Below are 23,916 nucleotides of genomic sequence, written 5' to 3'. Positions count from 1 at the left end.
TACACCCATCAGGTTCGAAAGAACAGCTTTGTTCCAATAACAAGGCATCACTCCTGAGCATCGGGCTAGACGCCCATCATCCAGATGTCTGAACAAGCCGCCTCCATCCAACGTGCCCTTGATGTCGCTCGAGAGCTCCAGCAGCGCGCCACAGAGTTGCAGACCTCCGCAGAGCGTCGCCAGCAGGCGGAACTGGATCGCATGCTGCAAACGGCCACGGACAAGGCGACGCTGGTGCAGCTCACGGATCAGGCATTTCGCGCGAAGTCGTCCGCCCGTGTGGTGGATCAGTTCACCCACATCCTGGATGTGCAGGGTATCCCACGCTTTTTCAGCCCCCTGGATCGCGCCATGTTGCGCGGCTTCCAGACCTTCGGCGGCTGGCTGCCCGGCGTCTCCGTGCCGATGGTGAAGGATCACATGCAGCAGGAAACGGCCAACGTGATCCTGCCCGCAGAGCCCGAGCTCCTGGCCGAACACCTGCGCCAGCGCCGTGAACAGGGCGTGCGCATGAATGTGAACTTCCTCGGCGAAGCCATCCTCAGCGAGGCGGAAGCGGAGCGAAGGATGGAACAGTACCTGGAGGCCTTGCAGGCGCCGGATACGGAGGTGTTCTCCGCGAAGATCTCCACGCTGTACTCGCAAATGTCCCCCCTGGCACGTGAGCACACCATCGTGACCGTCTGCGATCGGCTGGAGCGGCTCTACCGCAGCGCAGCGCGTTCCATCTTCAGGCGCGCCGATGGCTCACGCGTGCCGAAGTTCATCTACCTCGACATGGAGGAGTACCGGGACCTCAGCCTCACGTGTGAAGTCTTCATGCGCACGCTGGATCGTCCGGGCCTGGAGAAGGTGAGCGCCGGCATCGCGCTGCAGGCTTATGTGCCGGACAGCGCGCGATGGCAGCGCGCGATCAATGATTGGGCACGGAAGCGAGTTGCCGCCGGTGGGGCGTCCGTGACCATCCGCCTCGTGAAAGGCGCGAACATGGAGATGGAGCGCTTCGAGGCGGCTCTGAAGGACTGGCCTCAGGCACCCTACAAGACGAAGCGGGAGACGGATGCGAACTACAAGCGCATGCTGCATGAGGGGCTCACACCGGAGAATCTCGCTGCCGTGCGACTGGGCATCGCCTCCCACAATCTCTTCGATGTCGCCTATGCGTGGACGCTGGTACATGAGCGCAACGCCTTTGACCGTGTGCAGTTCGAAATGCTGGAGGGCATGGCAAACCATCAACGCCGTGCCCTGTTTGAGAAAGCGCCCAACCTCCTGCTGTACGCACCTGTCTGCCGGAAGGAACATTTCCTGAGCGCGATTGGTTACCTCATTCGCCGGCTCGATGAGAACACAGGTGAGGAAAACTTCCTGCGGCACGCCTTCAAGCTCTCCTCGGGCAGCGCCGAGTGGCATGAATTGGAAAAGGGATTCCGCGAGTCCTTCGCCTTGCTGCCGGATCTCAACGACGCGCCACGGCGCACGCAGGATCGCCGCCTGCCCGCCGAGGCGCCACCGGCAGGTCCCTTCCGGAATGAACCCGACACAGACTGGTCCCTTCCCCATCACGCCGAGTGGGCAGCGTCTATTGTTGAGAAATGGGAGCCTCTCTCCGGCAATCAAGCCACTGAGATTCCCTTGGTACTCGATGGCGAAGAACTGCTCACGGACCGCAAAGTCCGCGAGTGCGCGGATCCCTCACGACCGGGCGTGGTGGTAGGTCGCTATCGTCAGGCCAGTGCGGAAGACGTGGCACGTGCCGTGGAATGCGCAGCGAAGGATCCCGATGGATGGCGCGCCCTGACTCCCACCGAGCGACAGACCATCCTCAAGCGGGTCGCCCAGGAACTGCGCCGAGCACGCGCCGACCTTATGGGCGCCGCCATGGCGAACGGAGGCAAAGTCCTCACCGAATCCGACCCCGAGGTGAGCGAAGCCATCGACTTCGCGGAATTCTACGCTGCCACCGCGAAGATGTGGATGGAGGGTGTATCACCTCATCTCACCGCCAGAGGTAAAGGCGTGGTGGTCGTGGTCTCGCCGTGGAACTTCCCCATCGCCATCCCCTGTGGCGGTGTCGCAGCTGCCCTCGCGGCGGGAAACACGGTAATCCTCAAGCCCGCCTCCGACGCGGTGCTGGTGGCATGGGAGTTCTGCAAGTGCTTCTGGCGCGCTGGAGTCTCGCGCCGCACCCTGCAGTTCCTGCCGTGCAGCGGTGGCTCCGAGGGACGCGCGCTGGTGCAACACCCCAAGGTGAATGCCGTCATCCTCACAGGAGGCACGGAGACGGCGCTGCACATGCTGCGCGAAAATCCCGCCCTGCCCCTCAGCGCGGAGACGGGCGGGAAGAATGCCACTATCATCACGGCGCTCTCGGATCGCGATCTGGCGATCAAAGACGTGCTGCACTCGGCCTTCAGCCATGCGGGGCAGAAGTGCTCAGCCACCTCCGTCCTGCTGTTGGAGGCGGAGGTGTATGATGATCCCCAGTTCAAGCGCGCTCTGGTCGAAGCGACGGAGAGCCTTACAGTGGGTTCCGCCTGGGACCTCACCTCCAAGATGGGGCCACTCATCCGTCCACCCTCGGGAGATTTGGAAAATGCCCTGCAGACCCTGGAGCCGGGTGAATCCTGGGCACTCATGCCACAGCGGCTGGAGGGAAATCCCCATCTCTGGTCTCCCGGCATCAAGTGGGGGTTGCAGCCTGGCAGCTACACGCACCTCACGGAATTCTTCGGCCCAGTGCTGGGCGTGATGCGCTATGAAAAACTGCACGAAGCCATCGCCCTGGTGAACCAGACCGGGTACGGCCTCACGAGCGGGCTGGAGAGCCTGGACGACCGGGAGCAGGCTGAGTGGCGCGCCGACATTCGAGCGGGGAATCTGTATATCAACCGCACCACGGTGGGCGCCATTGTCCTGCGCCAGCCCTTTGGCGGCATGGGAAAGAGCGCCTTCGGCCCCGGCATCAAGGCGGGCGGACCGAACTACGTGGCGCAGTTCATGGAGTTCAGCGAGACCATCCCTGCCACACCCTCCACCCCGCGACCTGATGGCGAGATGGCCCGGCTGCTGGCCGCCCTGCAGGATTGGGACACGCTGAATCTCACGGAAAATTCCCGCCTCATCGCCGCCTTCGCCAGCTACGAGCGGGCATGGGCGGAGGAATTTGGGGTGGAGCACGATGATTTCCGACTGCCCGGCCAGGACAATCTCCGGCGCTACCTGCCCATGTCCGATCTGCGCATTCGCCTGCATCCGGATGACACCTCGTTTGACCTTTTTGCCCGGGTGGCAGCGGCACGGTCGGCAGGTTGCCGCATCACGGTGAGCAGCCCGCTCCATCTGGAATGGAGAGCCCTCACCCGTCTGCAAACGGCCACCGATGACTGGGCAGGGGCGATCGAGTTCGTGGAGGAGTCGGATGCTGAGCTGGCCCAAGCCATCTCGAGTGGGCAGACAGACCGGGTGCGCTACGCGGCTGCGGACCGGGTGCCGCTCGAAATCCGGCGGGCGGCGGCGGAAGCGAATGTTTTCCTCGCCGATGCCCCCGTGCTCATGGAGGGCCGGGCTGAGTTGCTCTGGTACGTGCAGGAGCAGAGCCTAAGCTTCGACTACCACCGGTACGGGAACCTCGGCCTGAGGTCCGGAGAGGCGCGCGCGGAGCCGAAATAGGCCCCATTTCAAGGCGAAAACCCCATAGTACACAGGGAGTTGGAGAAACCGACCTTGTGACTTCCTTCTTGCCATTTTGGGCATCCTAGCTTCCAGTCCCCTCCATTCTTTTCCAATCCATGGAGAACGACACCAACCATCCGAAAGACCCCCAAGGGCTGGACCTCAAGGAGATCCGGCAGATCGTAGATTTGATGAGCAAGAACGACCTGTCTTTCTTCCACCTGGAACATGGGTCTTTTAAGATCAAACTGCGTCGCGGCTCGGATGTAGAGGCCGCCAAGGACCTCCTTTCCAAGATTCCCGTGGGCGCCACCATGGCAGCCCCCATGATCGCCGCCCCTGCCGCTTCGGCTCCTGCTCCGGCCGCAGCCCCATCCGCTGCTCCGGCCCCCGCAGCTGCGGAACCTGCCGGTCCGACCATCAACTCCCCCATGGTCGGCACCTTCTACCGCTCCGCCAGTCCCACCGACAAGCCCTTCGTCAATGTGGGTGATACGGTCGATGAGAACACGACGGTCTGCATCATCGAGGCCATGAAGGTGATGAATGAAATCAAGGCCGAAGCCCGCGGTACCGTTGTACGCATCCTCGTGGATGACGCGAAGCCCGTGCAGTACGGACAGCCCCTCTTCGAGCTGAAGTAAGACCCTGTCCTCCTTTCACCCGGGCTGCTGACGGACTCCCCTCCCCCCGGCAGCCCAGACCCACCGGTCCCCAGTTCAGTTCGTTTACCCGGCCAATCTCCTTCATGTTCCGCAAAGTCCTCGTCGCCAACCGTGGCGAAATCGCCCTCCGCGTCATCCGCGCCTGCAAAGAATTGGATGTCAAAACGGTCGCCGTGTATTCCGAGGCGGACGTGGACTCCATGCACGTCCATCTCGCGGATGAAGCCATCTGCATCGGACCCGGACCGAGCTCGGAGAGCTACCTGAAGATCCCCCGCATCATCGCCGCGGCGGAGATTGCCAATGTGGACGCCATCCACCCCGGCTACGGCTTCCTTTCTGAGAAGGCCGAGTTCGCGGAAATCTGCAAGCAGTGCAAAATCAAGTTCATCGGACCCTCAGCTGAAGTCATCAGCATGATGGGCGACAAGAACACCGCCCGCGCCACGGCCCTGAAATTCGGTGTGCCGATCACTCCCGGGTCGGACGGCATCATCGAGAGCGAAGATCAGGCTTTCGAAATCGCCCGCAAGATTGGCTATCCGGTCATGATCAAGGCCACCGCCGGTGGTGGTGGTCGCGGCATGCGCCCGGTGCTCAATGAGGCGACCCTCCGCTCCAGCTACCAGCAGGCCAGCATGGAAGCGCTGAAGTGCTTCGGCGACGGCAGCGTGTACATGGAAAAGCTCGTGGAGCGCCCGCACCACATCGAGTTCCAGGTGGTGGCGGACAGCCACGGCAATGTGATTCACCTCGGCGAGCGCGACTGCTCCATGCAGCGCCGCAACCAGAAGATCATCGAAGAGTGCCCCTCCCCGAAGATTTCGGACGAGATGCGCAAGGCGATGGGCGATGCGACGGTGAAGCTCTGCAAGGAAATCGGCTACGAGAACTGCGGCACGATTGAGTACCTTGTGGACAACGACGGGAAGAATTTCTACTTCATGGAGATGAACACCCGTATCCAGGTGGAGCATCCCATCACGGAAGAGGTGTACGGCTGCGACCTCATCAAGGAGCAGATCCAGATCGCCGCCGGTCTGCCGCTCTCCCAGCACATTCTGAAGAGCACCCCGCGCCACCACTCCATCGAGTGCCGTATCAATGCGGAAGACCCCTCTCGCAATTTCGCCCCGAGCCCCGGTCGCATCGACCTGTGGTACGCTCCCGGTGGCCGCGGCGTGCGCGTGGATACCCACGTGTACTCCGGCTACAGCGTGCCTCCGCACTATGACTCGATGATCGCCAAGCTCATCGTCACCGCTGCCACGCGTGATGCCGCCATCCGCCGCATGCGCCGCGCGCTGGGTGAGTTCATGATTCAGGGCATCAAGACCACGATCCCGCTCCAGAGCAAGATCATCACCACTGCCGACTTCCAACAAGGGAAGTATGACATCACCTGGGTGGAGAATTTCCTCCGTCAGGAGGGGATGAAGGACAAGGGCTGAGGCGTCGTCGGCTCCTCAGCCGTCTCATTCATGGTTTGACAGTATCCTTAATTCCGGGTGACACATACCGGAACACTGAGGATCCGTTCTGGGCTATGGTCACGACCACCCCTTCAATTTCCTCCACGGAGAGATTTCGGCGGCCCGAATCGTACGTGCGACCTTGGACTACTCGCAGGTCTTGGGAGGCCATGGCACTCATCCGCATTGGAAGCGTGTCCACTTTAACAGAGCGGAGCCCCTCAAGCGCGGTGACTGGAAGCACTCCCTTCACGGTGCGCATGCTTCCGTCCTTCCCTCCCGTGCGCGACTTGAAACGACAGTGAAGTTCGTAATACAGCTCGAGACCCTCGAGGCGGGCCCGGCCTGCATTCGTGATTTCGAAGCGGCACGTGAAGGTTTCAAAATTGCCGCCGTCCAGAACATTCTTATCAGTGGGCTGGAGTTTGTTTCCGACACGGTTTTGCGTCCAGGCAACCTTCAGTGGCGTAGGAGAGGCGGGCTGCACGAACGGGGGAGGTGTCGCTGGTGCTCCTGTAGCCCGGCCAGCGGGACTGTTCTGCACATCAAGACGGTCTGCGGGAGACAGGCTGTCCAGCTTGACGGTCATTATCCCACCTGCCTCTAGGCTCAAGATCACACTATCGCCTGTGACCGCAACCAAGTTCGCCCTAATCTTCTTCCCGGTGTTCAACGTGAAAGTCTGTACCGCACTATGACCGGGAGTCGGAAGGGACAGCGAAATCAGGAGGAATAGCAAAAGGCGGAAGCAAGCACTCATGCATATCTCAACGCACAAAAAGGATGTTTTATGGAAAAATTCTAACTATTTCCGTCGTCACGCTTCAGCATCGAGCTTTCCCGCCACCTCGCGCCCCAGTGCCAGCAGTCGCTCCTTCTCCTCTTCCGTGAAATCATGCGGCACGGAGAGTCCCACACCCAACGTGCCTCGCAGCTCTTCACCGTCCAGGCACGGCACCGCAAGAGACCCCTGTACATTCGTGGCTCGAGCGCCTTCCTTGGCCACGCCGCCGAGATCCTGCTGCAGGTTGCAAAGCTCCACCGGCTCACGGCGCTCCGCCGCCACACCGGCGATGCCTTTGCCCACGGGGATGGTGCCGATTACCGGGATGAGCTGCGGCGGGATGCCGCGATGCGCCACGATCTTCAGGAGGCCGTCCGTGGGATCCACCCTATGCAGGGTGCCTGTGGCTCCAGAAAAATCAGCCACCACGGCATCAAGCACGGCCTGCCAGTCGATGGGGGAAGCGGAGAGAAGCTGGGAAATTGGGGAAGACATGGTGGGGCGAGTCAACGGGCAACAGGACCGGGAGTCAACTGGGCTCTGAATCGACTTCCCGTCGCGGTCCTGACCTGCCCGTTCCTTGACCGTTGACCCCTCGCCCCTTTTCCCGTATTCCTCTCCCCGTCTTCCATGCCACCCAAGAAATCCGCCTCTGCCGCTTCCTCGAACTTCATCGCCGTGCTGGGTACGGATGAAGCGCTCATGAAGGAGGCTGCGATCCGGCTTTCGCGCGAGCTCTCGCCGCCAGATGCGGGCGACTTCGGCGTGGACGTCATCGAAGGCATCGCGGAGAGCGCGGAGCACTGCGGGCAGATTGTGCGCCGAACCTTGGATGCGCTGCAGACTCTGCCCTTCTTTGGCGGTGGGAAGCTGGTGTGGCTGAAGAATGTGAACTTCCTCGCCGATAGCCAGGTGGGCAAGACCAATGCCGCGAGCGAGGGCATGGAGTACATTCTGGATTACGTGGAGCAGCAGCTTCCGCCTGAGGTGAAGTTCCTTCTCAGCGCCTCCGCCGTGGACAAGCGCCGCAGTGCGTACAAGCGCATCCAGAAGCTCGCGGACCTACGCACCTTCGACAAGCCGGACACGAGCAAAACGGGCTGGGAGGATGAAGTCATCCCGCTGGTGGAGCGTCGCGCCCGCGACCTCGGCATCACCTTCGACAATGACGCCATCGAGATGCTCGTGCATCTGGCCGGTGAAGACACCCGCCAGCTCGACAGCGAGGTGGAAAAGCTCAGTCTCTACCTCGGCGAACGCACACGCGTTACCGTGGACGATGTACGCCTCCTGGTGCCGCTCAACCGCGCCGGCGTGATCTTCGAACTCGGCAATGCGATGGGCAAGCGCGACCTGCGTCGTGCCTTGGAGCTGGTGCGCACGCTGGTCTATCAGGGGCAGAGCCCCATCGGCATCCTGCTCGCCGCGATTGTACCTCGTGTGAAAAGCATGCTGCTCGCCGCGGATCTGGTGGCCCGTCATCCCCGTTTGCCACGCACCGCCTACCCTGCCTTCGCTTCTGCATTGGACAAACTGCCTGCTTCTGAAACCTCACATCTTCCCAAGAAGAAGGACGGTAGCGGGCTGAATGTGTATCCCGTGTTCCTCGCTCTCGGAGAGAGCTCCAAATACACTGCTGCTGAACTGCGTGCGGCTTTGCAAGCGTGCCTGGATGCGAATCTCAAGCTGGTGACCACGAGCATTGATCCGCAACTGGTTCTAGAGCGGTTCCTTGTGGGGATGTTGAGCAAGCCGGGTCAGAGGAAGGCGGCATGAAAGCCTTCAAGCGCATCGGCATTGCTCTCGCCATTCTGGCAGCTCTGCTGACCGCTTATTTGGCTTTCTACTGGATGGTGAACCACAGCAAGTGGGGCATGGAGTTCTACAATTCCGAGGAAGGAGTCTACAAGTGGTACCCTGAGTGGCTGCATGATGCCCAGAACAAACTACTCGCCCCGGCAAAACGGCTGGAACACTGGGCTGGAGAGGAGAAGCAACGCCGTCATATCGTTGGGGAATGGCTATCTGAAAATCCGAAATGCCGCGCGGTGATCGATGAAAACTATCACGTGACCCTTTGGGGCCTTGCCAAAGATGGCATTCCCGATGGCTCGTCGCATGCCACCACCTTCCAGCACTGTGGCGTGGCCAAAGCATATTTGATGTTTGGAGAACACACAGGCAGCACAGTCTACGCACGTGTGTACGTCAATGGGGACGAACCCTCGCTTCTGAACATCACTATCGACAAGCGGCCAAGCATGTTGATCCTGCGCAAACAACAAAAGGCGCACACTCCTTGATCGATGTGCGCCTCGTTCAAAAACTCTGTCTAGCCGTAGTCATAGTCTTCGGCCTGTTCGCTGCCTACATCGGCGCCTACTGGGTTGCGAGAAAGAGTGACATGGGGAACGAGTTCTTCAGCAGCGGAGAGGGCCTCTGGCAGAAAGCACCGGAGTGGTTGCAACGCGCGAAAGGGAAGCTGTTTATCCCCGCTCGGGACATGGAGTACTGGCTCGGTGAATATCGCCAAAAGCGCCACCTGCCAGGGGAGTGGATCTCGAAAAATGGAAGCGAACGCGTCGTCATTGATGCCGACATGCGCATTACGATGTGGGGCTTCGCTGACATAGGTTTTCCTGATGGCTCCTGCGACGAACCGATGTGGAGCCACTGGGGCACAGCACGGGCTTTCCTTGTGGTTCTCAAGATGGGGAACAATCATTCCATGCAGGTCTTCGTACAGGAGCATGATAAGAACGAACTTCTCATCAATACCAACGGACCAAGAGGCCGGGGTGGAATTCCGATGGCTCGAAAGAGCACCAATCGACCGGATTGAGGCAAGCTCCGGGCATCAAGGGTTCCAAAACGGCCATTCCAACAGCCTCGGCATACCATAGCGCTCCTGCTCAAACCGGCCTTTGCGCCCGACGGATTTCATGCGCTCAAGATGCTCGCGACAATCCGCCAATACCTCTCCCTCCAACAACATGGGCAACAAACGAAGATCATGCTCACTGAGCGCCTTGGAGGCCAAATCATCTTCCCACGCCATCAAGAAGGGTTGCACCGGACGCGCGCTCTGCTGCCGAAGCGCACGGAGGATGGCATAGCCGGAAACGTCGGTATCGCCGAAGTGAACATGGGGAAGCTCCTCAGGCAGCAGCTCCAGCAGGCGGAGCGTGGCGGCATTGGGATAGGACGTAGCGAGAAGCAGGGTATCGCCACTCCGGTTCACCGCGCAGGCGTCTGCAAAGGTGCTTTTGCTATTCTCGATGCTGAGTAGTCGCGCTGCGGTGGTGGTGATATGGGTCGCCCGCTGGAGATCCGCATGCGTGATGGTCGTCTCACCTTGGAGATTGGAGATGGTATGCGCAGTGCCATCTTCGAAATGAAGGGTGAGTGGACCCTGAACTCGCGCATGGCTGCGCGTGCAGACGAGACCAAGGGATTCCAGTGGCGAAGGCTCTCCGAACAGCACTCCAAGGCCTGCTTCCAACGCTGCGCGATGTTCTTCCAAGGCTTTCGATCCCCAACCAAGCTCTTCACTCGCAACGCGCATATGGGTGCCTGGAGGCCATTCCCTCGAAGTCAGTGCGTACAACGAACCCAGCAGTTCGCCAAACAGTCTGGGATGACGCCACGAGAATGGTCGCACTGATTTGCCAGCGTGCATCGCCTCCGAAACCCTGTGACACAGGTCGCCCCACGACTCGGGAAAACGCGGATGCGTCTGCACGTTCCAATGCTTGAGCATCGCGACACACTGCTCCAGCTTCTCACCTCCCGTCTGCTCGCCAAACAAACCAACAAGCCATGCCTCGGACTCAAGTGGCAACGCAACCTTCTCGACGCGATACTTTCGATAACGATGGCGCACCAGCTTGAGCCTGCCTTCCCGCTCCAGTGCGATTGCCTCCCGCTCCGCAACGAGACGCTCGTCTGCGGACATGATCCCTGCGGCGTCCAGCAGGTCTTCCCAACCACGCGTAAATGTCCGACTGGCCTGCTGCGCCCGCGCACCGCGGGCGGACTGCCACTGGCGATGCAGTTCGCGCAGCCAGGCCGGGGGCTTCATGCAAAGGCCTCCCGCAGACGATCACGATCCACACGCACCACCCAGTTCTGAATGTCGCTTACAGATCCGGTGGCATCATCATAAGTGCGCTCCACGCGGCACTGCACGACGGTATCCGCATGCTCAATCATGGTGGGAAGGCGGTCTTCCGGGAAGGCCATGACGAGTTGCAGACCGAAGTTCTGGGCGAGTTCCAGACAGTCATCGATGCGGTCGCCAGAGAGCTTGCTGAAGGCTTCATCCATGACCACGAGGCCCAAGGTCGGCGGGCCGTTGGGCGTGCTCACGTCATACACGCGATGGAACGCCGCAAGGGTGGCCACGAAGAAGGGCGCCTGATTTTCACCACCGCTTTGCTTCTTCGCACTCTTGTTCAGCGAGATGGCCGCGCCATCGCCCTTGCCCGTAGGCCGGGCTTCGATGTCCCAGTGATGGTAATAGCGGTAGTCCAGGGCACGCTGACCACGCTTGTCCTCGGGATTATCCGCCGCTTCGATGGCAGCCATGAGCTCCAACTTGGCCTTCTCCAGTTCCTCCCGCTTGGAATGGTTGAAGAGGGCGAGCTGCTCACCCGTCGGGATGCCACCGTCCACGAGTTCCCAGATGGCCGTGTGCGTGCGATCCTTCTGGCTGGTGATCTGGTAGCGCATGCCGCCGATGTCATGGGCCATCGCCTTGTTCAGCTCGCGCTTGGTGCGGTCGGCCTCATCCAGCTTTTCCTTCAGCACGTCCAGCACCTGATGCTGCAGACGCTCCTCCCACTCCTTCTGCGCCTGCGCGGCTTCTGCCTTGTAACGATCCAGCTCCTGCTCGGCAAGCTGGCGTAGACGTGAGGCGTAGCGCTCGTTGTCTTCTTCCTGCGCATCGAACGCCTCCGCGATATCCGGATGCGCCACGGCAAACTGCTGACGCTCGGCATCCCGCTGCCGTGTGGATTCCGCGGCGCGATTCGCCTCGTGATTGGCCACGACCATGGCGGTCTCGCGACGCTTCGTCCAGGAGCCCTTCTCGGACTTGGCGGCGGTGAGGCGAGAGGCGATGTCTGTCTCCAGCACGCCCGTAAGCTTGGCGCGGCTGGCATGCCTGCTGAGGTGAAGTGAATTCTCCTCCTCCTCCAGCGTGGCAATGCGCTCCCGCAGTTCCCGTTGCTGCAAATCCAGATGCCCAAGACGCTCTTCCAGACGGATGGCCCGCTCGGAGGCCCCCTTGAAAGCAGACTCAAGTTTGCGCAGCTTCTCCACCGTCGCCTCGCGCTCTGGTGTGGCCAGCAGGCGGATGGTCTCATCCAGCGTATGACTTTCCTTCTCCACCTCAGGCAGGCGGCGCAGAGCGGAACCCACATCCGGTGGTGTGGGGTGTATCAGACCATGAGTTTCCGCCTGATTGGCCCAGCCCTGCCAGTCGGAATGCTGGCGGCGCGCCACGGAGAGCTGCTCACGCACGGTGCGCAGTTCCGTCTCGCGCACCTCACGCATGCGACGCAGACCTTCCTCACCCAAGGTGAGTTCCTTCGCAGGAACGAGGCGAACACGGCGCGGCGGATCCTTCAGCCAGCCATCGCGGCTCAAGGCCCGCGTATGCTGGGTGAGGCCATGCGTGTGATCCACAGGCATGAGATCACCCAGGAGGCCATCCAGATAAACAGCAGCGCCCGCATGCTTCGTCTCCAGAAACTCGCGCACACTGCCTGTCTGCACGGCATTCTTGGCCGCCTTCGCGCGGACCTCTTCCGGATGAATGAGCGGCTCGCCCGGGCTGGGCGTGCGTTGCGCTTCTTCCCAGGCGGCGGCGAAGTCTTCCGGCAGGATGGCCTGCCTGTCCTGCGCAAGCAGGCTCTCCAGCAGTGGCCACCAGGCCTCCGCCTCGGCTTTCACCTCCACCACGCGCCCCAAGGCCGACACTTTCTGACCACGCGCACGCAGGGCATCCAGCAGTGGCGAAGGCGCTGACCGGCCCTCGCGATAATGTTCCAGATCGCGCTGCAGTTCACGCTCACGTGACTCCAGCCTTTCGACCTCGGCACGCAATTCGCGAAGGCGTTCCCGTGCAGTCTCCAGCAGCGCATCTCCCTGCCTGCCAAGACGTGCCACGGCATCAAGCCCCTTTGATTCATCATTACCACGAATCACGCCCAGCAGCTCATTCACCTCGCGCGGGACATCCACATGCAGAGACTCCGCAAGGCGCAGCCAGTTCTTCCAGTGCATGCCATGCGTCTGCAGGAACTGCGAGGCCGTCTTACGTGCCTCTCGCAGCTCAGTCAGTTCCTCCTTCAGCTTGCGCAGCTTCTCACGGTTCTCACTGAGTCGGGCGAGTTGAGAGTCGTTGCCCACCACGAGGCGCACTTCCGCAAGCTGGTCTTCCAGTTCATTGCGCTCGGCGATGGCATCCTCGCGATCGCGCACCTGCTGCGCGCTGTCTTCCGTGATCTTCCGCAAGGTCTGGCGGGCACCCTCCAGCTTCTCCAGCGCCTCTTCATGCTGCAGGGCATCCGCAAGGTGATACCACAAGGAAGACTCCCGGCGATGTGATGCTGCTGCGTCATGAAGCTGGCAGATGCGCCCCAGACGCTGATGCTGATCATGCATCTTCTCCAGGTGGAGCTTTGCGCGATTGTGCGCTTCCACGCTTGCCTTCACAGCCCGCACATCAGGGAGGGAAACTTCCAAGAGGTAGTCGCGAATGAATGCCTCAAAGTTGCTCTCCGGCTGGAATGCCATGGCCTTCGGCAGCGTCTTGTTCATCTGCTCCCGGTCAAAGTGCAGGCCGGTGCGCTGCCGCATCTCCTCCAAGTAGGTGCGCTGGTGCTCCCAGCAATCCCCTTCCAGGTCGCGCTTCAGATGCACGCGGAATTCTTCGTCAGACAGGAACTCCTCCTCGCCATGCAAATCCACGCGAAGGAAATCAGCCTTCTCCAATCGGCATGGCGCGCGGAACCAGCGAACACTGCCTTTCGCCGTGGGGCTATCATACTCAATACGCGCTCCCCAGGTCTGCCGTGGAATTTCGCCTTTGGCATTCGGGGGCGCCGCAAACTCCAGTCCCGCAAACGTCACGCCGCTCGACCTCAGGAAACGCTCGTTGCCATCGCGGCTGAGGGTATTGGTATCACAGAGACAGTAACCACGCAGCGTACGCCCGCTGCCCGCGCCGGCCGCCGCTTTGTTGAAGCGGCTGAGCTGTTCCCCAAGCATGACGAACTGGATGAGGTCCAACAGCGCGCTCTTGCCGGAACCATTCGCTCCAGTGATTAGCGAAAGGCCATTCACATCAATGAACTGACGATACCCATACCAGTTCACCGCCACGATGCGGCTCAGGGTGATGCGACGGGGTGAATTCATACTGCGGACGCACCTCCAGTCGAAGCTTCCTCACTTGTGGCCGCGGTTGGCGAGACCAGTTGAGCGCGCTCACCCCACTGTTCGATGGAATCAAAAGGTATCACACGCGCGAGCGAAGGCAGGACCTCGATGATGGTTTCACCAGGAGCCTCGGAATCATCCGGGCGACGAGTGCGGATAAGCCGGTGCCGCTTCAATTTGCCCAGCGCATCCTCCAGCTGTGTGCGCTCGGGACGTTCGATGTCTTCAAAATACACACGAAGCTTCTCGTACAACTCATCCAGCGTGAGCGTGACTGCGGAGCTGAGTCCACCCGTCTGCGCCTCATCCCACACACGCCAGAGGGTGAGCAGCATGAGGGTTTCATATTTGCTGAAGGAACCAAGAAGCTGGCAAGACTCCATGCGTGGCCGTGCCTGCAGCAGTGGCACTTCTTCATCAAGCACCAGTTCCAATCCCAACGGCGCAAGGTAATCGGCAAGCCGATGCTGATGCTCACGCGCCACCAGGAGAAGTTCGCGTCCGCTGCCGGTATCTCCCAGCAGCACCCCGTGACTCAGCAGGTCGGCAAGGATATCACGCATGGGTGCACGATCATCCACGGGCACATCGTGCCAGAAGCTGGGCCACAGGGGATCCGTTCGCTCAATCGTCATGAAGTTCTTGTCAGGGTAAAGCGGTCCACCTTCCACTCGAGTTGTTCATCGCGCACCACCTTCTCGGGTTGCATGCCGGACTTCTGACGCTCGCTCGCGATCTTCCAGCGCACCATGCGCCCTTGCTCATCCTGCGCGTGGTCGTAGGCCACCGTCGCCAGCAGGTCCAGCAGTTCATCCGTGCTGCTGACGCGGAAGGCATCGGTGCCGGCAGAAGCCTTCTTGCCCGGCAGCATCTTCGATACCAGACGCGCCGCTCGCATGGGTGTGAGAGCAAGACGTTGCCGCTGGCGCATGGCTTCCAGCGCGGAGGCTTCATCTTCGGGAGTGGCGCGGCCAGCGTTGAATTTGAGATCCACCGGTGGACGGCGGTTTCTTCCTTTCCACAAGGCGCCAGTGCCGAAGAAGAGCTTCACCTCCGGACACAGCGGCTTGAAGTCCGCGGGCATGTTCGACAGGTCGCGGAAATGCGTGCCATTGTGGGCAGCATTGATCGCTTCGCAATAAGCCTTCACCAGTTCCGGCCGCCTGCCGCGTACTTCGGTCTGGTAACGGTAGCGCTGCTGGGACAGGCGATTGAAAGCCGCCATCCGCTCATCGATGGCGCGCGCGATGTCGCCCAGACCACCAAGACTGCGCTCCAGTGTGGCCAATACCTGCCGGGCACGCAACACGGACTCCGGCGCATCGTATCCAAAATGCTCGCGTATCCCCTCTGCAAGCCGCTCACGCACGAGAGGATCATCCTGCTGCGCCGCCACGAGGGCTCTTGCAGAACGCAATCGTGAAAGCAAACCACCCTTGCTCAACACATCGTAACAAACCATGTGCTGCCCCTGGGCAAAGTCGAGGTAGAAGAGCTTCAACGTTTGCGCGGGGGAATCCGACTGGCGTTGCTGGGCTTCGAATCCTGCAATCAGCTTCTCCACCGAGTAGAGCTGATTCACCGCGAGGTCGAGCCGTTGACTGAGATCATTAATTGTCGCGCGCAGTGAGTCGCCGGTATGCGCATCCGCATCCAGCACCTGGGGTCGCTCGAGTGTTTCGCAAACCCCACGCAAGGTATCCGCAAAGGTACGCAACTCGGCGATTTCATCCTCCGCCAGCGCCCGCAGCATACCCATGAGCAAGCGCAGGCCGGGCGTCACGATGATGCGGCGATCCTGCAGGCCCAGTGTCTGCTCCTCCAGCCAGCCGGCCGCGAGCAGGCGGTTCATGAACATGCCGGCCCTCTGGCCCACATCTCGGAGGAGGGCACCCTCGTCATCCGCAAGCGAGACCTGTGGATGGCTCACCAGCACTTCACGGATGATCTGTCGCGCCTCATTGAAAGGCAATCTGCCCGCCAATCCGGCCTCCTCGATCAAGCGCTGGGCACAGTCCACCGACACCGGCGCTGAGGGACGGGTCAGCGGCCGGAAAAAGTCCGCCGACACCGTGCGCGCGAGTCGTTCGCTGAGAGAGGCATCCTGCACCCGCCTTCCATACTCGGGCTGGGACGGGGTTCAACTCAACTCGGCAAATGATACAAAGAGCCAGTTGCTAACTTTCCTTGGGCAACTCGTGAATCGCCCGCCGAATCTCCTTCGGTATCGGTCGTTTACCAAGGAGAGCCACGATGTCACGGCGCATGAAGTCAGCATGGTGCAGATTCTCCCGGCGGAACGTCCCGACATGTGGCGCTTCAAAACGGTCAGGGTGCCCCATGGGGAGCTGGTGACGGTTGATATACTTGCACAAGGATTGCCGATCCGATTCATACCCACTTGTCCAGAAGGCAAAGCCATCCTGGTGGCAGCGATGGTTCATTGCGAAGAGTCCATCCAGCACGCCGGCAAAGATTTCCTTCGGAGCAACACTCAGGGATCGTTCTTCGGAGGACATTTCTTCAAGGATAGCCTGCTCGTCTTTGAGCATGAGATAGATGAGTGTGGTGCAGCAAACACGGAAGATTTCAGGCTCCTCACTTTCGGCGCCACCGCAGTGATCGATCCTGCAGCTGAGCCTCCACAGCCGCTTGTGGTCAGCTGTGCACGACCATTCTCGCATGCGTTCCTCCGCGCGACCCAGGATCGGGACAAGGTGCCAGCAGTTTGCCCACCTCGGCATCTCATGTCCATTGAAGTACATCGTCCACGGAAATTCGCTATCGGGGTACTGCTCGGGGGACATCTTGTTTCATTTTGATTTGGGCGCGGTGTGACTCGCTGGAAGTTTTACCTTCCCATGCGGCACGCTCACGTTCGGGTTGCCGCGCGCTAGATAGCGCCAGGGATGATTCACCGCCTTGCTGATGCCTACACGAATATCCTCCGCCACATCGTGCGCATGACCGGTCTTGGGAATGCGCAACCCCACGCCCGGTGGCCGACCTCGTCCTGCCATGGGGGTACAATGGTCAGCACCGGTGATGCCCATTGCGAGAGCAAGTTTCCCGGGGCCACTGCACAGTTCAATGACTTTCTCACGACCACGACGCTTCTGCATTTCCTTAATCCCGCTCACCGGCTCCAGGGCGCGGATGAGAATGAGTCCATCGCGTGGACCTCCCTTGACCAGCAGGTTGAAGAGCCAGTACATGCCATAGTTGAAGTACACATAAGCCGCGCCCGGGGGGTTACTCAGCACAAACTGCCGCGCGCTTGGACGGCTTACGACGTGACTGGCTTCATCATGCTCCACACCATACGCCTCCGTCTCCACGATGATGCCGCTGCACCCGTGCCACACGAGCTCCACACCCACCAGCTCTCGCGCCACGGTGAGCACATCACGTTGGAAAAAGTCGCGGCCGAGCATCTTCTTGACTTTGAACTTCCCGGACGGAAATGCAAACACCACAGCTTATGGAGACCACCCTCCAGCGAAAGTCATTTGCCGCCTGGACCTTCCTGGCGGCACTGATGGGCGTCTGGAGCAGCCATCTGCTTGCGGAGGAAATGCCGCCCCTCGTTGAGGAGTCTGGCCCGCCTGGCAGATATGCCATTCAGCGCAAGATCGTGTCGGAGGCGTGGGAATTCCGCATCATCGAAACGGAGGGTGCAAAGTCGGTCTCACCCTCCATCGCCACCTCGTCCTATCCCATTGCAAAAAATAGCCATATCTTCGCATGGGGTCCCGGTCGAAAGGCGCTGATAGCCATCACCAACCAGGGAAAGTTTTTTGACTGCACTCTTTGGGCACTCGCTCCTGACGGACGCAGATTCACGGCGAGCGAGTTCGCACCCGAACTCGATAAAGCAGCGGTGCGCGCGCTGCAGACTGCGCGACCGGACGAAAAGAATGTCGAGATACTTAACAAGAGCATGCGCATCGTTCAAGCAACTGACGCTGGCGCCCAAAGCATGATCCGGTTCGGACTGCTTGCCGACAGCGACGAGTATGTCATCGAGTTCATTGTGGACATGCAATTCGCTGCCCCCGCCTTTGCATTATCCGGCGCGCAAGTAAGGGACACTCGCGACAAAATCGTGCGTGCATTCAATCGAAAACAAACAGCCTCTCTTCTGGTCGACACGCCGTAGCCTACGGGAGTTTTTGAAAGTTCCGTCTGCCTTTTACGTGTCCTGCTGGCACGATTGCCACGTTCTTCCTATGAAACGCTTTCTCGCCCTTGTCTCCCTTTTTGCCGTCACCACCATGCTCGCTGCTGATTCCAAAACCATTCTCGACATCCCGCTCAAAGACATCGACGGCAAGGACACTTCGCTGAAGGCCCACCAAGGCAAGGTGCTGCTGGTGGTGAACGTGGCCTCGCAGTGCGGCCTGACACCGCAGTATCAGGGGCTGCAAGGACTCTACGAACAATACAAGGACAAGGGCCTGGTGGTGCTCGGCTTCCCCTGCAACGACTTCGGTGCACAGGAGCCGGGTTCCAATGAAGAGATCAAATCCTTCTGCAGCACAAACTACAAGGTGACCTTTCCCATGTTCGACAAGATCCATGTGAAGGGGTCCGAGCAGCACCCGCTCTATACCGCGCTGACCGGCAAGGATGGCGCATTCCCCGGTGATGTAGGCTGGAACTTCGGCAAGTTTCTCATCGGCAAGGACGGCAAGCCCCTGCAGCGCTTCGAGCCGGATGTGGAGCCCACGGATGCCGGACTGCTGAAGGCGATTGAAGAAGCGCTGGCAGCAAAATAGCCGCCGTGCTCAACTCGTCCGCGCCGCGCCGCGACTGTACAAGGGTCTGTGCGGGTCACTCACAGCTTCCGCTTCTCAATCACCCGCGTATCCAGCACCTCGCCGCGCAGGTTCTTGAACTGCGCGGTCATGCTGGACGCCCCCTTCTTGAAGGTGAGCAGCAGGTAGTTGTCCTCACTTTTGAAGAACTGTGCCTTCGCATCCTTGTAGGGTGAACCATCGCCTTTCAGGCAGGTGTTGAAACAGGGTAATCCGCCATCCAGTTCGGCACGCTCGGCGAAATAGCCGAAGCCGGTGATGAGAGCACTGCCTTTGCGAAACTGCTCGTGCCAGATGCCTTTCGTCGCACCAGCCAGCGAGGACTGCTTCTCATTGATGAGGCTGAACACATATCCTTGCGTGCTCTTGCCTATCAAATCGCGGAACCAGACAAACTGCTCCGACTGCGCATCAATGGGATGGCAGGTCTGCCAGGTATTCCCAATGTCTGAGATGTGCTGGATGTCCGTGGCGATGAAGCGTGCGTCGAACTCGGGAATATCGAAGTGCCACTTCCATTCGTCGCTCGGCAGCACAAAGAACTCACGATACGCGGAGGCAGACACATCATAGACCGGCTCAGGCGGTGGCTTGGGGCCGCGAGGTTTTGCCTCCTTGTCATGATTCCCCAGGATGGGCATAAAGGGCGTGCTTCGAAAAAGCTCCGGCTCGCTGTCGATGAGCGCGGCGAAGGCCTTTACCCCCTCCCTCCCCTTCTCGTGCAAGCTGGGCACATTGTCTCCCGCAGTAATAAGCAGGTGCACATCATCCTTCTTCAAGGCACTGAGGTCCCTTCCCGGTGCATACCCCCAGTCACCGACGATGGCCACTCGCAACTCCTCCACCGGAAATCCCTTGAAAGTGGCATCCTTGGTCGCGTGCTCACCACTGCCCACGGAGTAGTGCCACACGACATCCTTCTCCGGAATCGCGATCTCCACGTGATGCCACGTCGCCAGACCTTCTGCCGTGGCCACGCGATCATACTTCGCACTGAGTCCATAGTTCACCACGGATGGAGTCGGCTTCGCCGTTTCCCAATTCACCACGATGCTCGAGGGATCATTCGTCTGATGCGTGAGCCACACGCGCTCGACCTGGGCGTAGGCAGGAGAAAGACACGCGCCGAAAACAGCGAGGCAAGCAATGAACTTTGCGGGCATGCCAGAGAACTGCCCATCACACACGGTTCTATCTTTCCCGAACCACGTTTAGATGCGGCGGCTCATCCAGTTCAGCTCCAGAGTACAAATCCGCGAGTGGAAGATCGATGCCAAGCGCGGAGAGCCGCACTGTGGAGTCAAGGCCAGACGCTTCCGTGAGCCGCCACGTGCCATCCTCCTGGCGTTCGAAGTGTTCCACATGCGCTGTGCCTTGATTGATCAACAGATAGGCCTGTAGCGAAGCGATACGACGGTACTGTTCCGCCTTGGTCCCGCGATCGTAGGCCTCAGTGGAATCGGAAAGAACCTCGAAGAGCATGGTGGGATTTACTGCCGTTTCCCGCTGTTGATCATCCGGGTCGTACTCCATCTTGCTACAAAATACACTGGCATCTGGGTAAGTGCGGAGGCCCGTCGCAGCAATCTTGATCCTCTGGTCGCTGTTATAGGGAGAGCGGTGACCGCCCTTGAGGCGCCCGTATAGCTCCCCTTGCAAATTGGTGCCAATCCGTGCGTGACGCGTGGTACTCCCGGCCATGGCAAAGATCTCGCCTTGGTAGTATTCACTCTTGTGGTCGGCAGCACGCTCCCGCGCATAGTATTCCTGCGGGGTGACATAGGGAGACGTCTGCGGCAAGACCATACCCTACGATGGCCGATCGCCTGAGAAGGTCAATTCACGACTTTCCCCTGTCCATCTGCCCGGAACTTTGCTTGCATGCCATGTCATGCCCAGCGGCCTGATTCCGTTCCGTGTCATCACTATCGCCTTGGGCGTGACATTCCCCGCCACCATGTTGCCCGCCCAATCGCCCGTCCCCATCACCAATGCCGAGCGCTGGCTGAGTGCCGTGAAAACTCCTGAGTTCACCGCGCCAGCCACCAAGGAAGACTGGGACAAGCAGCGAACGGAGATACGTGCGACGCTGCAATCGCTGCTGGGCACCTTCCCTCCCCGGCCCGCTGTTCCCGAAGTCACCACGATCTCGCGCGAGGAAAAGGATGGCTACGTCCTGGAGAAGTTCCGCTTCGAAAATGGACTCGGCATGACGGTACCGGGCTATCTCTTTCTTCCCTCCGCTCCCGCAGCCTCCGGGAAGAAATCACCCGCCATCCTCTACTGCCACTGGCATGGTGGGCAGTACGACATCGGGAAGGAGGAGCTGCTCCAGACGAATGCCACGCCTGTGGCTGCGGGTCCTGCTCTGGCAACACTCGGGTATGTGGTGCTGGGGATCGACGCCTGCTGCTTTGGTGAACGCAATGGCGAAGGTCCCGGTGGCCCGACGGAGAAGGGCTCTGCTGGAGAAATGACGGCAGCCAAATTCCAGCTCTGGGCGGGACGCACGCTGTGGGGCGTCATGGTTCGCGATGATCTCATGGCGCTGGACTACCTCTGCTCCCGCCCGGAGGTGGATGCCTCACGCATGGGTGTCACCGGCATCAGCATGGGCAGCACGCGGAGCTGGTGGATCATGGCGCTCGACGATCGCCCGCGCGCCGCAGTGAACGTGGCGTGCATGACCCGCTATCAAGACCTCATACAGGCACAAAATCTAAAAGCCCACGGCATCTACTACTTCGTGCCGGGCATGCTCCAGCACTTCGACAGCGAAGCGGTCATTGCACTCGCTGCACCGCGTCCCATGCTCTTCATGACAGGCGATCAAGATACAGGTTCACCAGTGAGTGGGATCAAGGCCATCGTGGAAAGGGTAAAACCAATCTACCAACTCCACGGAGCGCCAGGCCACTTTGAAAACGTCATCTATCCCGGTGTGGGGCACGTGTACCTGCCGGAGATGTGGGAGCGCACGGTGAAGTGGATGGACCTGCACGTGAAGTCGCAGCCCTGAGCACGCACATTTTCACCCATCCTCTGATAAATGCTGCCGCCAGCCGGGGTTTAGCTTCAGCCTCACCAACAACGTCACGCCGCTCTCTCCCATGCCCTGGCCACAGAATTACGACCCCTTCAACAACGCCGCCATCTCTACCCTCGTGGCGGCCATACCGGTCGGCGTGCTCATGGGGCTCATTGCATCCGGGAAACTCCGCGTGCATCTCGCCGCGTGTCTGGCTCTGGTGATCGCCCTCGCAATTGCCACCTTCGCATTTCACATGCCAGCCTCTGCAGCCTTCGGCGCGGCAGGTTATGGCGTGGCCTTCGGCCTGCTGCCGGTGGGGTGGATGATTCTGAATCTCCTTTTCCTCTACAACATGACGGTGGAGAAAGGATGGTTCGATGCGCTGCGCCACAGCTTCACCCAGCTCGCACCGGATCCCCGCATCCAACTCTTGCTGGTGGCGTTTTGCTTCGGCTCTTTTTTTGAGGGCATCGCGGGCTTTGGCGCGCCAGTCGCGGTAACCGCTGCGTTGCTCATCCAGCTTGGGTTCAAGCCACTCGAAGCGTGCTGCCTCTCCCTCATTGCAAACACCGCACCGGTCGCCTTCGGTTCACTGGGCATTCCCATCATCACGCTGAATCAGGTCACGGGTCTCGGTGAGCTGACGCTGTCCCAGATGGCAGGCCGGCAACTTCCCTTCTTCTCCGCCATCATTCCCACCTGGATCATTGTGGCGTATTCCGGATGGCGCGGCATGAAGGAAGTCTGGCCCGCGGCAGTCACTGCGGGCCTGAGCTTTGCGGTGATGCAGTTCCTCATTTCGAACTTCCACGGTCCCATGCTCGTGGACATCGGCTCGGCCCTCTTTGCCACGCTGGCAATGGTGGTGCTGCTGAGAATCTGGAAGCCCAAGATCAGCGCCCAACCCGCGCTCGCCACCGCTGGGGCAGGAATGCCCAACGACTCCATCACCGCAGATCCTGACACCTCCACCCAGCCTCACGAGCGCCCTTTGAAGCGCGCGTGGCTGCCGTGGATCATTCTCGTGAGCATCGTCTTTGTATGGAGCCAGAAGGGGACAAAGACTTGGCTCGACGGCGTCTTCACACGCGACTTCCCTGTGGCAGGCCTGCATGAAGCGGTGGTGCGCACGCCACCCGTGATTCCCCCGGATGTGGTGGCCAAGCCGGAGAAGGCCATCTATACGCTCAACCTGCTCTCCACCACCGGTACCGGCATTCTGCTCGCAGCAATCATCGCCGGCGCGGTCATGGGCTTTGGACCCGGACGCATGTTTCAGATCTGGTTGCGCACGCTGGTGAAGATCCGACTCTCCTTGATCACCATCGCCGCCATGCTTGCACTCGGATTCGTGACGAAGTATTCCGGCGCCGATGCCACCCTCGGCCTGGCTCTGGCAAAGACGGGATGGCTCTATCCCTTCTTCGGCACACTTCTGGGTTGGCTCGGCGTGGCGCTCACCGGTTCGGATACCGCATCGAATGTACTCTTCGGTTCTCTCCAAACACTCACTGCGCAACAGGTAGGCGTGAGTCCCGTGCTCATGGCCAGTGCGAACAGCGTGGGCGGCGTGATGGGCAAGATGGTGGACGCGCAGAGCATCGTGGTTGCCAGTACCGCAGCGAACGTGTTTGGTCAGGAGAGCGCGATCCTTCGCCGCGTGTTCTGGCACAGCATCATTCTCGCATCGCTCGTCGGTGTGCTCGTATTCCTCCAGGCATATGTGTGGCCCTTCACCCTGATGGTGGTGAAACCAGCCGGCTGAGTTTCTGGTGCCTACAGTGCATTCCGCCCATCCTGCCGCCCTGCGGTGTGCAGGATGCACACGGGCTAGGCAAAAAGTTTACATCACGGTATGGCCCTCCTGAGCCCACTGTGAAATGGACGCGCTGTAACATGCTTCACGATTTGAGGGTATTACACTGTTAATTCAGATTTCCTGATTTTCCCCTCAACCGCAACACCTCCCACATGGCACGCGCCCTGCACCTGATAGCGGCGCACCAGCGGGCTTCCCTCGCTGGAA

At 60.3% G+C, this 23,916-nt stretch carries 19 protein-coding genes; 10 read left to right on the top strand and 9 right to left on the bottom strand.

Annotation, left to right across the window (positions count from 1 at the left end):
- Positions 1-84: 84 nt before the first annotated feature.
- The 3 genes from G5S37_RS01480 (at position 85) to accC (ending at position 5,791) form a co-directional block, all read left to right on the top strand.
- Positions 85-3,672, top strand: coding sequence for a proline dehydrogenase family protein (locus G5S37_RS01480; RefSeq protein WP_165200043.1), 3,588 nt, complete (start codon positions 85-87; stop codon positions 3,670-3,672).
- Positions 3,673-3,791: 119 nt separating this feature from the next.
- Positions 3,792-4,319 carry an acetyl-CoA carboxylase biotin carboxyl carrier protein gene (gene accB, locus G5S37_RS01475; RefSeq protein ID WP_165200041.1) on the top strand — a complete coding sequence of 176 codons (528 nt, stop codon included), beginning with the start codon at positions 3,792-3,794 and terminating at the stop codon, positions 4,317-4,319.
- 104 nt (positions 4,320-4,423) lie between these two features.
- A complete protein-coding gene (accC, locus tag G5S37_RS01470) occupies positions 4,424-5,791 on the top strand; it encodes an acetyl-CoA carboxylase biotin carboxylase subunit (protein ID WP_165200039.1) in 1,368 nt (455 codons plus the stop codon).
- Positions 5,792-6,629: 838 nt separating this feature from the next.
- On the opposite strand, the gene G5S37_RS01465 is transcribed toward accC, so the two are convergent.
- Positions 6,630-7,091, bottom strand: coding sequence for a GAF domain-containing protein (locus tag G5S37_RS01465; protein ID WP_165200037.1), 462 nt, complete (start codon positions 7,089-7,091; stop codon positions 6,630-6,632).
- 135 nt (positions 7,092-7,226) lie between these two features.
- On the opposite strand from G5S37_RS01465, the gene holA reads away from it, so the two are divergent.
- The 3 genes from holA to G5S37_RS01450 are packed head-to-tail and all read left to right on the top strand — an operon-like array spanning position 7,227 to position 9,438.
- Positions 7,227-8,372: a DNA polymerase III subunit delta gene (gene holA, locus G5S37_RS01460; RefSeq protein WP_165200035.1), complete on the top strand. Its 1,146-nt coding sequence runs from the start codon at positions 7,227-7,229 to the stop codon at positions 8,370-8,372.
- The gene (locus G5S37_RS01455; RefSeq protein WP_165200025.1) at positions 8,369-8,899 is read left to right on the top strand and encodes a hypothetical protein; all 531 of its coding nucleotides are present in this window, start codon (positions 8,369-8,371) and stop codon (positions 8,897-8,899) included. Before holA ends, G5S37_RS01455 begins: the two co-directional genes overlap by 4 nt.
- Entirely contained in the window at positions 8,896-9,438 is a 543-nt protein-coding gene (locus G5S37_RS01450; RefSeq protein WP_165200023.1) for a hypothetical protein, read from the top strand. Before G5S37_RS01455 ends, G5S37_RS01450 begins: the two co-directional genes overlap by 4 nt.
- 15 nt (positions 9,439-9,453) lie before the next feature.
- On the opposite strand, the gene G5S37_RS01445 is transcribed toward G5S37_RS01450, so the two are convergent.
- The 6 genes from G5S37_RS01445 to G5S37_RS01420 form a co-directional block, all read right to left on the bottom strand.
- Positions 9,454-10,677, bottom strand: a complete 1,224-nt coding sequence (locus tag G5S37_RS01445; protein WP_165200021.1) for a Wadjet anti-phage system protein JetD domain-containing protein — start codon at positions 10,675-10,677, stop codon at positions 9,454-9,456.
- Positions 10,674-14,021, bottom strand: a complete 3,348-nt coding sequence (locus G5S37_RS01440; protein ID WP_165200019.1) for an SbcC/MukB-like Walker B domain-containing protein — start codon at positions 14,019-14,021, stop codon at positions 10,674-10,676. The genes G5S37_RS01445 and G5S37_RS01440 overlap by 4 nt, the downstream gene beginning before the upstream one ends.
- Complete coding sequence (locus G5S37_RS01435) at positions 14,018-14,677, bottom strand: DUF4194 domain-containing protein (protein WP_165200017.1); 660 nt, start codon at positions 14,675-14,677, stop codon at positions 14,018-14,020. Before G5S37_RS01435 ends, G5S37_RS01440 begins: the two co-directional genes overlap by 4 nt.
- Positions 14,674-16,152 (bottom strand): Wadjet anti-phage system protein JetA family protein, encoded by a 1,479-nt coding sequence (locus tag G5S37_RS01430; protein ID WP_165200015.1) that lies wholly within the window; start codon positions 16,150-16,152, stop codon positions 14,674-14,676. The genes G5S37_RS01435 and G5S37_RS01430 overlap by 4 nt, the downstream gene beginning before the upstream one ends.
- A 67-nt stretch (positions 16,153-16,219) precedes the next feature.
- Entirely contained in the window at positions 16,220-16,561 is a 342-nt protein-coding gene (locus G5S37_RS01425) for a hypothetical protein (protein WP_165200013.1), read from the bottom strand.
- Positions 16,562-16,855: 294 nt separating this feature from the next.
- Complete coding sequence (locus G5S37_RS01420; RefSeq protein ID WP_165200011.1) at positions 16,856-17,476, bottom strand: DNA-3-methyladenine glycosylase; 621 nt, start codon at positions 17,474-17,476, stop codon at positions 16,856-16,858.
- 47 nt (positions 17,477-17,523) lie between these two features.
- Here G5S37_RS01420 and G5S37_RS01415 point away from each other — a divergent pair, with 47 nt between their 5' ends.
- Together G5S37_RS01415 and G5S37_RS01410 are read left to right on the top strand one after the other, a co-directional pair.
- Positions 17,524-18,201 carry a hypothetical protein gene (locus G5S37_RS01415; protein WP_165200009.1) on the top strand — a complete coding sequence of 226 codons (678 nt, stop codon included), beginning with the start codon at positions 17,524-17,526 and terminating at the stop codon, positions 18,199-18,201.
- 70 nt (positions 18,202-18,271) lie between these two features.
- Positions 18,272-18,820 carry a glutathione peroxidase gene (locus tag G5S37_RS01410; protein ID WP_165200007.1) on the top strand — a complete coding sequence of 183 codons (549 nt, stop codon included), beginning with the start codon at positions 18,272-18,274 and terminating at the stop codon, positions 18,818-18,820.
- A 59-nt stretch (positions 18,821-18,879) separates the two neighbouring features.
- On the opposite strand, the gene G5S37_RS01405 is transcribed toward G5S37_RS01410, so the two are convergent.
- Both G5S37_RS01405 and G5S37_RS01400 read right to left on the bottom strand, forming a co-directional pair.
- Complete coding sequence (locus tag G5S37_RS01405; RefSeq protein ID WP_165200005.1) at positions 18,880-20,022, bottom strand: FN3 domain-containing metallophosphoesterase family protein; 1,143 nt, start codon at positions 20,020-20,022, stop codon at positions 18,880-18,882.
- 28 nt (positions 20,023-20,050) lie between these two features.
- Complete coding sequence (locus tag G5S37_RS01400; protein WP_165200003.1) at positions 20,051-20,665, bottom strand: Uma2 family endonuclease; 615 nt, start codon at positions 20,663-20,665, stop codon at positions 20,051-20,053.
- Between the two features lie 85 nt (positions 20,666-20,750).
- Here G5S37_RS01400 and G5S37_RS01395 point away from each other — a divergent pair, with 85 nt between their 5' ends.
- Both G5S37_RS01395 and G5S37_RS01390 read left to right on the top strand, forming a co-directional pair.
- The gene (locus G5S37_RS01395; RefSeq protein ID WP_165200001.1) at positions 20,751-21,878 is read left to right on the top strand and encodes an alpha/beta hydrolase family protein; all 1,128 of its coding nucleotides are present in this window, start codon (positions 20,751-20,753) and stop codon (positions 21,876-21,878) included.
- 91 nt (positions 21,879-21,969) lie between these two features.
- Positions 21,970-23,655: an L-lactate permease gene (locus G5S37_RS01390; protein WP_165199999.1), complete on the top strand. Its 1,686-nt coding sequence runs from the start codon at positions 21,970-21,972 to the stop codon at positions 23,653-23,655.
- Positions 23,656-23,916 lie beyond the last annotated feature (261 nt).

Origin of the sequence: Roseimicrobium sp. ORNL1 (genome assembly GCF_011044495.1) — a bacterium.
GTDB lineage: Bacteria > Verrucomicrobiota > Verrucomicrobiia > Verrucomicrobiales > Verrucomicrobiaceae > Roseimicrobium.
The sequence above is the reverse complement of the archived record's forward strand: the minus strand, read 5'-3'. Positions and strand labels throughout refer to the sequence as shown.

Bases quoted from the DNA above. Each gene is read 5' to 3' on its own strand.
- G5S37_RS01440 (WP_165200019.1), bottom strand. From the start codon at position 14,021: ATGAATTCACCCCGTCGCATCACCCTGAGCCGCATCGTGGCGGTGAAC.
- G5S37_RS01445 (WP_165200021.1), bottom strand. From the start codon at position 10,677: ATGAAGCCCCCGGCCTGGCTGCGCGAACTGCATCGCCAGTGGCAGTCC.
- G5S37_RS01465 (WP_165200037.1), bottom strand. From the start codon at position 7,091: ATGTCTTCCCCAATTTCCCAGCTTCTCTCCGCTTCCCCCATCGACTGG.
- G5S37_RS01410 (WP_165200007.1), top strand. From the start codon at position 18,272: ATGAAACGCTTTCTCGCCCTTGTCTCCCTTTTTGCCGTCACCACCATG.
- G5S37_RS01425 (WP_165200013.1), bottom strand. From the start codon at position 16,561: ATGTCCTCCGAAGAACGATCCCTGAGTGTTGCTCCGAAGGAAATCTTT.
- G5S37_RS01435 (WP_165200017.1), bottom strand. From the start codon at position 14,677: ATGACGATTGAGCGAACGGATCCCCTGTGGCCCAGCTTCTGGCACGAT.
- G5S37_RS01400 (WP_165200003.1), bottom strand. From the start codon at position 20,665: ATGGTCTTGCCGCAGACGTCTCCCTATGTCACCCCGCAGGAATACTAT.
- holA (WP_165200035.1), top strand. From the start codon at position 7,227: ATGCCACCCAAGAAATCCGCCTCTGCCGCTTCCTCGAACTTCATCGCC.
- G5S37_RS01405 (WP_165200005.1), bottom strand. From the start codon at position 20,022: ATGCCCGCAAAGTTCATTGCTTGCCTCGCTGTTTTCGGCGCGTGTCTT.
- G5S37_RS01415 (WP_165200009.1), top strand. From the start codon at position 17,524: ATGGAGACCACCCTCCAGCGAAAGTCATTTGCCGCCTGGACCTTCCTG.
- G5S37_RS01395 (WP_165200001.1), top strand. From the start codon at position 20,751: ATGCCCAGCGGCCTGATTCCGTTCCGTGTCATCACTATCGCCTTGGGC.
- accB (WP_165200041.1), top strand. From the start codon at position 3,792: ATGGAGAACGACACCAACCATCCGAAAGACCCCCAAGGGCTGGACCTC.
- accC (WP_165200039.1), top strand. From the start codon at position 4,424: ATGTTCCGCAAAGTCCTCGTCGCCAACCGTGGCGAAATCGCCCTCCGC.
- G5S37_RS01480 (WP_165200043.1), top strand. From the start codon at position 85: ATGTCTGAACAAGCCGCCTCCATCCAACGTGCCCTTGATGTCGCTCGA.
- G5S37_RS01390 (WP_165199999.1), top strand. From the start codon at position 21,970: ATGCCCTGGCCACAGAATTACGACCCCTTCAACAACGCCGCCATCTCT.
- G5S37_RS01455 (WP_165200025.1), top strand. From the start codon at position 8,369: ATGAAAGCCTTCAAGCGCATCGGCATTGCTCTCGCCATTCTGGCAGCT.
- G5S37_RS01420 (WP_165200011.1), bottom strand. From the start codon at position 17,476: ATGCTCGGCCGCGACTTTTTCCAACGTGATGTGCTCACCGTGGCGCGA.